The following is a 6004-nucleotide window of genomic DNA, read 5'->3' on the forward strand; positions in this document are numbered from 1 at the left end:
CGTTGATACTAAAGCCGATCGCCCAAATTCGACCCGTATCTTTAACTTATCTTATACATTCAAATTCGCTAAATGGTTAAGTTTGCCACCGATTATGATATAATTTTATGTCGCGTAATTCTGTAGTTTGAATGTCTGTTATCAGTATTACGCAAAAATTACGCAAAAAAAAGTGACCTCAGCCGGCGGTCGCTCGCCCTCATCAAATTGCTGAGACATTCGATATATTGTAGGCACGATCGCAAATTTCGGGCGAGCAATATTTAAGGTTCACCAAGAGTTTAATTAGAGGAGTTGTTATGCGACGATTATTTTCAGCACTAGCGGTTACAGGTTGCTTGGTGGCTGGATTACCCGCCATCAGTTTAGCCCAGTCCATGCCAGGATTCACGATTTTCGGCGGCCCCGATCGCGCCAATCAATTAAGCTATCGCTTGGATTACGGTACAGCCGGGATGAGTGGCGACAGATATCGGCTGCGAATTCCTTCCAAGAAAGTAAGTTTGGCGATCGCCCAACTGAACATATCCTATCCAGACTACTACAAAGGCGAGTTCGACCAAAAAGACATTAAAGTGCGCGTCAAAGACAAAACAATAGAATTGCAAGAAGTAATCTGGGACAAAGAAAATCGATTCATAGAAATTTATCCCAAAGAACCAATTCCTGCAGGCAACAATGTTGAGGTTGTACTCTCCAACGTCAGAAACCCATCTCCGGGCGGAATGTACCATTTCAACGTCCGCATCCGCACCCCCGGAGACGTTCCCTTGCTGCGTTACCTCGGTACTTGGCTGTTGAGCATTAATTGAGGCAAGAGTTCGGGGAAGTAATTTCTCGTTAGCCAAGCGATCGCCACAGTTAAATTTAACTGTGGCGATCTTTTTTCAGTGTGCGAAAAATTTTACACTACTCAAATCCGGGTTTTCGGGAGTTGTAAAATAGAACCTTCGGCTCATATCGCAATTCTCAATGATTCGTAATAATGAGTCTAGGGGCAGTCCCCCGATGGTTGCCCTTCGCTAATTAGGGGTAAGCCCAGGAGCGCTACCCCTACAAGATGTTTACCAATCAAATAGGATTGCTCTAGCCGTAATCACGCATGAATCTACTAGCAAAAATCAAAACAATACAAATTCCTCCAGCACTGCGATCGAGAAATTATCGCCTGTTTTTTGCAGGACAAGGCATCTCCCTGATTGGCAATTGGATGACACAAGTCGCTACTGTTTGGCTTGTCTACAATTTGAGCGATTCACCTTGGATGCTCGGCGTGGTGGGATTTACAAGTCAAATCCCCACATTAATTTTACTGCCTTTTGCAGGAGTTTTAATCGATCGCTGGAACCGCCACCGAGTCCTAATTGCCACTCAAATATTAGCGATGGTTCAATCCTTAGCCCTAGCATTTTTAGCGCTAACAGGAGTGGTGAACATTTGGCAGATCCTGGTACTGAGTTTCTTTCAAGGCGCAATTAATGCCTTTGACGCGCCGGCACGGCAAGCTTTTGTACCGGAACTTGTAGAAAAGAAAGAAGATTTAGCAAATGCGATCGCCATTAATGCTTCGATGTTCAATGCAGCCAGACTAATCGGCCCAGCAATGGCAGGTTTGCTGATAGCTACAGTCGGCGCAAGTTATTGCTTTCTTATTGACGGACTCAGCTACATTGCTGTAATTGCAGGCTTATTAGCGATGCAAATCAAACCCCGTAAAATTGCAGCAACTAATACCAAACCATTACAAAGATTAAAAGAAGGATTCGTTTATGCCTTCGGGTTTCCCCCGATTCGAGCAATTTTACTGCTATTAGCATTAGTCAGTTTAGCCGGAATGTCCCACACAGTTTTAGTCCCAATTTTTGCCACCAAACTCCTGCACGGCGACGCCCAAACTCTGGGCTTTTTGATGGCTGCTTCGGGAGTTGGAGCCTTTGGGGGGGCGATTTATTTGATTTCGCGCAAAAGTATAGTTGGCCTCGGCAAATGGATTGCGATTTCACCGGCAATTATGGGATTTGGACTGATAGGTTTTGGTTTGTCCCGCGTCTTGTGGCTGTCATTAATCATGATGTTGTTCGTTGGCTTTGGTTTCATTATCCAATTTGCAGGAGGAAACACATTTTTGCAAACAATTGTGGAAGACGACAAACGCGGAAGAGTAATGAGCATATACACGATGGCATTTTTTGGAGTGACACCGTTTGGGAATTTAGTTGCCGGCGGATTGGCAAATTATATCGGCGCTCCCAATACAGTCATCATTGGAGGTATAATTTGTGTTTTAGGCTCCATAGTTTTTACCAAACAGTTGCCAGCTTTAAAAAACTTAATCCGACCACTGTATCAAAAAATGGGTTTAATTCCGCACTAGCGATTTAGCGTCAAATCACAAATGCCAACATTAAACAAGATTCCCAAAGCTAATATCTGACTGTATTTCTAGCAATCCTCAACAATTTGTAAACTCCTCTCTTCTATTTCTCTGCGCCCTCTGGGCCCTCTGCGGTTAAAACATCCAAATTAATTACGCAACCAGAGGTTAAACCAATGGCAAATACAAGTGCAATTCCACAGCAGAGCGATCGCGTTCCCTTAAAAACCTGGATCGGGGTCATGGGAACAATTCTCGGCGCTTTCATGGCAGTTTTGGACATCCAAATCACCAACGCATCTCTCAGAGATATTCAAGCATCTTTAGGCGCAACTTTAGAAGAAGGTTCTTGGATTTCCACCGCGTATCTAGTCGCAGAAATTGTCGTAATTCCGCTGACTGGTTGGCTGTCGCAGGTGTTTTCTTTCCGTCGCTACATCTTGGTAAATGCCGCTTTCTTTGTCTTCTTTTCCATGTGCTGCGCTTGGGCGTGGAATTTGAATTCAATGATTGTATTTCGGGCTTTGCAGGGATTGTCCGGCGGGGTTTTAATTCCGATGTCTTTTACATTTTTGCTGACTAATTTGCCGCCCAAAAAGCAGCCAATCGGTATGGCGATGTTTGCAATGACAGCTACTTTTGCACCATCCATCGGGCCGACATTGGGAGGGTGGCTGACTGAGAATTACGGCTGGCAATATGTCTTTTATTTAAATTTAATTCCAGGGCTGCTGCTGCTAGCTGCTGTGTGGTACGCCGTCGCCCCCGCACCGCTGAAACTCGAACTGCTACAAGAGGGCGACTGGTGGGGAATTATCTCGATGGCGATCGGCTTGGGTTCCCTGCAAGTCGTGTTAGAAGAAGGAAGCCGCAAGGACTGGTTGAGTTCGGATTTTATTGTCCGTCTTAGCATAGTTGCCGCAATATTTATCAGCGCTTTTTTCTGGATTGAACTAACTCGCAAACGACCGTTTATTAACTTGCGATTGCTGACTCGCCGCAATTTCGGTTTAGCTACTATTGTCAATGTATCCTTGGGAGTAGGATTGTACGGTTCAGTGTTTATTTTGCCGCTGTATTTAGGTCAGATTCAGCAGTACAATGCCATGCAAATTGGCGAGGTGATTATGTGGGGTGGGGTGCCGCAGTTATTCATCGTGCCTATGGTGCCGAAGTTGATGCAGCGAATGGATATGCGGCTGATGATTGGCATAGGTGTGAGTTTGTTTGCGGTGAGTTGTTTTATGAATGCCAGTATGACTCATGATACGGGTATCGATCAGTTACGTTGGTCGCAATTAGTAAGGGCAATGGGGCAGCCTTTAATTATGGTGCCGCTGTCAACTATTGCCACTGCTGGTATGGAGAAACACGAGGCTGGTTCTGCTTCTGGTTTGTTTAATATGATGCGAAATATGGGAGGTTCGATGGGGATTGCGGCGTTAGGAACTTTGGTTACGCAACGCGAGCAATTTCACTCGAATCGATTGGCGGAATCTGTTTCTTTGTACAATCCGGCAACGCAGGAGCGAATCAATCAAATGACTCAGTATTTTGTGAGTCGCGGTTCAGATTTAAGCGTGGCAAAAGACCAAGCCATTAAAGCAATTGATAATATTGTGCGCCGTGAAGCTTATGTAATGGCTTTTAATGATTGTTTTTACTTTGTGGGACTTGCTTTGCTGTTAAGTGGGATTGCTATTTTGGGTTTTAAAAAGGTGAAAGCGGGTGCGGGTGCTGGGGGAGCTCATTGATGCTGTAGGGCGCGGAGTGCGCTGCATCTTTGGGGCGGGCAGGATGCCCACCCCACGATAATTTTAATAGTTTTCAAACTGCCAACTAAATGTTTTTTAGCTTATTCACCATTCTTGTTGAGCTTCTGCTTCTGCTTGGATTAAATTTTGCCGCAGTTGCGCCCAATTTATTTGATGAGAGGGCGAGTCCCCGATGAGCTTTCCGCGCTGTAAATGCAGAATTCGCGTGCTAAATTGCTCGGCTAATTCTAATTGATGGTTTACCATTAAAATTGTGGTTTGGCCGTTTGTTAGCTGTGTCAATACTTGCAAAAGGTGGGCGGCTTTTCCTGCGTCTAGGGCGGATGTGGGCTCGTCTAAAAGCAAGATTTTTGGTTGCAGGATGATGCCGCGGGCGATCGCCACGAGCTGTTTTTGGCCTGTGGAAAGCTGCAATTCGCTGCGATCGAGCCATTCTTGGGGTATGTGCAGTTGTTCGATCGCCCCGCTAATTCTCTCAGCAATGTTTGATGAATTCACGCCCCGCAGCTTTAAAGGATAAGCCAATGCTTCTCGCACCGACATTCCCAAAAGCTTCGATTCTTGCAGGATGAGGGTGATTTGTTTGCGGAGTTCGATCGCAGGTATTTGGCGATATTCTGTATTTTCCAGATAAATCGAGCCGCTGGTGGGACTGCTGAGCCGATTTAGCAGTCGCAACAGCGTTGTTTTCCCCGCACCTGAAGGGCCAACAATTGCCACGCGAGATCCCTTGTGTACCTGAAACGATATATTTTCCAACAAATGACTTGAGGCGATCGGTGTTTTTAAACTAACATTATCAATTCGCAGTTGAGGATTTGTTTCTGTATTATTTTCCGAATAATTAGGCATTTAATTAATTAAAAATATGGCCTTGGTGGAACGGGCATCTTGCCCGGTCTTGAAGCAGGCAAGATGCCCACTCCACAATCCAACTCACTCTTTGTGGAACGGGCATCTTGCCCGTTCTGAAGGCAGGCAAGATGCCCGCCCCACAATCCAACTCAAACTCAAACCTTTACAGCTTTTTCTAAAGGAAAACCCAGCTTTTCGCGCTGTTCCAAATAAAGCTGAGCAACTCGCCGCGCCAAGTTGCGAATTTTGGTGATGTAGCGGGTTCTTTCAGTTACCGAAATCACGCCTCTAGCATCGAGTAAGTTGAAAGTGTGAGAACATTTTAGCACATAATCAAGACTAGGCAAAACCAATCCTTTTTTTGTCAATTGTTCGGCTTCTTGCTCGTACAATCCAAATAGAGTAAACAGCAATTCTGGATTGGAAGCTTCAAAGTTATAAGTACACTGTTCTATTTCTCCTTGCAGGTGAACGTCGCCGTAAGTTATGCCATCTTTCCACTGAATTTTCGTCATGGCATCGACTTCTTGGAGATACATTGCGAGGCGTTCTAGTCCGTAGGTAATTTCAATGGAGACGGGGCGACAGTCAATGCTACCGCACTGTTGAAAGTAGGTAAATTGGGTGATTTCCATGCCGTCGAGCCAGACTTCCCAGCCGACGCCCCAAGCTCCGAGGGTGGGCGATTCCCAGTTGTCTTCTACGAAACGAATGTCGTGGTCTTCAGGACTAATTCCTAATGCTCTAAGGGAGTCTAAATAGATGTCTTGGATGTTGGGAGGAGAGGGTTTAATTAAAACTTGATATTGATAGTAATGTTGGAAGCGGTTGGGATTTTCGCCGTAGCGTCCGTCGGTGGGGCGGCGACAGGGTTCGATGTAGGCGACTGACCAAGGTTCGGGGCCAATTGCTCTGAGAAAGGTGTGGGGATTCATGGTTCCTGCACCTTTTTCTGTGTCGTAGGATTGGGCGATCAGGCATCCTCGATCGCTCCAGAATT

General features: G+C 45.6%; 5 protein-coding genes. 3 read left to right on the forward strand and 2 right to left on the reverse strand.

What is annotated here, in order from left to right:
• Positions 1–299: 299 nt before the first annotated feature.
• The 3 genes from QUA45_RS19605 to QUA45_RS19615 all read left to right on the forward strand — a co-directional run bounded on the left by QUA45_RS19605 (position 300) and on the right by QUA45_RS19615 (position 4128).
• Positions 300–812 (forward strand): DUF2808 domain-containing protein, encoded by a 513-nt coding sequence (locus QUA45_RS19605; RefSeq protein ID WP_333098037.1) that lies wholly within the window; start codon positions 300–302, stop codon positions 810–812.
• A 290-nt stretch (positions 813–1102) separates the two neighbouring features.
• Positions 1103–2374, forward strand: a complete 1272-nt coding sequence (locus QUA45_RS19610) for an MFS transporter (protein WP_333221905.1) — start codon at positions 1103–1105, stop codon at positions 2372–2374.
• Between the two features lie 176 nt (positions 2375–2550).
• Positions 2551–4128, forward strand: a complete 1578-nt coding sequence (locus tag QUA45_RS19615; protein WP_333221906.1) for an MDR family MFS transporter — start codon at positions 2551–2553, stop codon at positions 4126–4128.
• Positions 4129–4233: 105 nt separating this feature from the next.
• On the opposite strand, the gene QUA45_RS19620 is transcribed toward QUA45_RS19615, so the two are convergent.
• Together QUA45_RS19620 and glyQ are read right to left on the reverse strand one after the other, a co-directional pair.
• Positions 4234–5001 (reverse strand): ATP-binding cassette domain-containing protein, encoded by a 768-nt coding sequence (locus QUA45_RS19620; protein ID WP_333221907.1) that lies wholly within the window; start codon positions 4999–5001, stop codon positions 4234–4236.
• Between the two features lie 158 nt (positions 5002–5159).
• The coding region (gene glyQ / locus QUA45_RS19625; RefSeq protein WP_333221908.1) for a glycine--tRNA ligase subunit alpha at positions 5160–6004 on the reverse strand (845 nt) is incomplete at its 5' end.

Source organism: Microcoleus sp. Pol12A5 (assembly GCF_036701435.1).
Taxonomy (GTDB): Bacteria; Cyanobacteriota; Cyanobacteriia; order Cyanobacteriales; family Microcoleaceae; genus Microcoleus.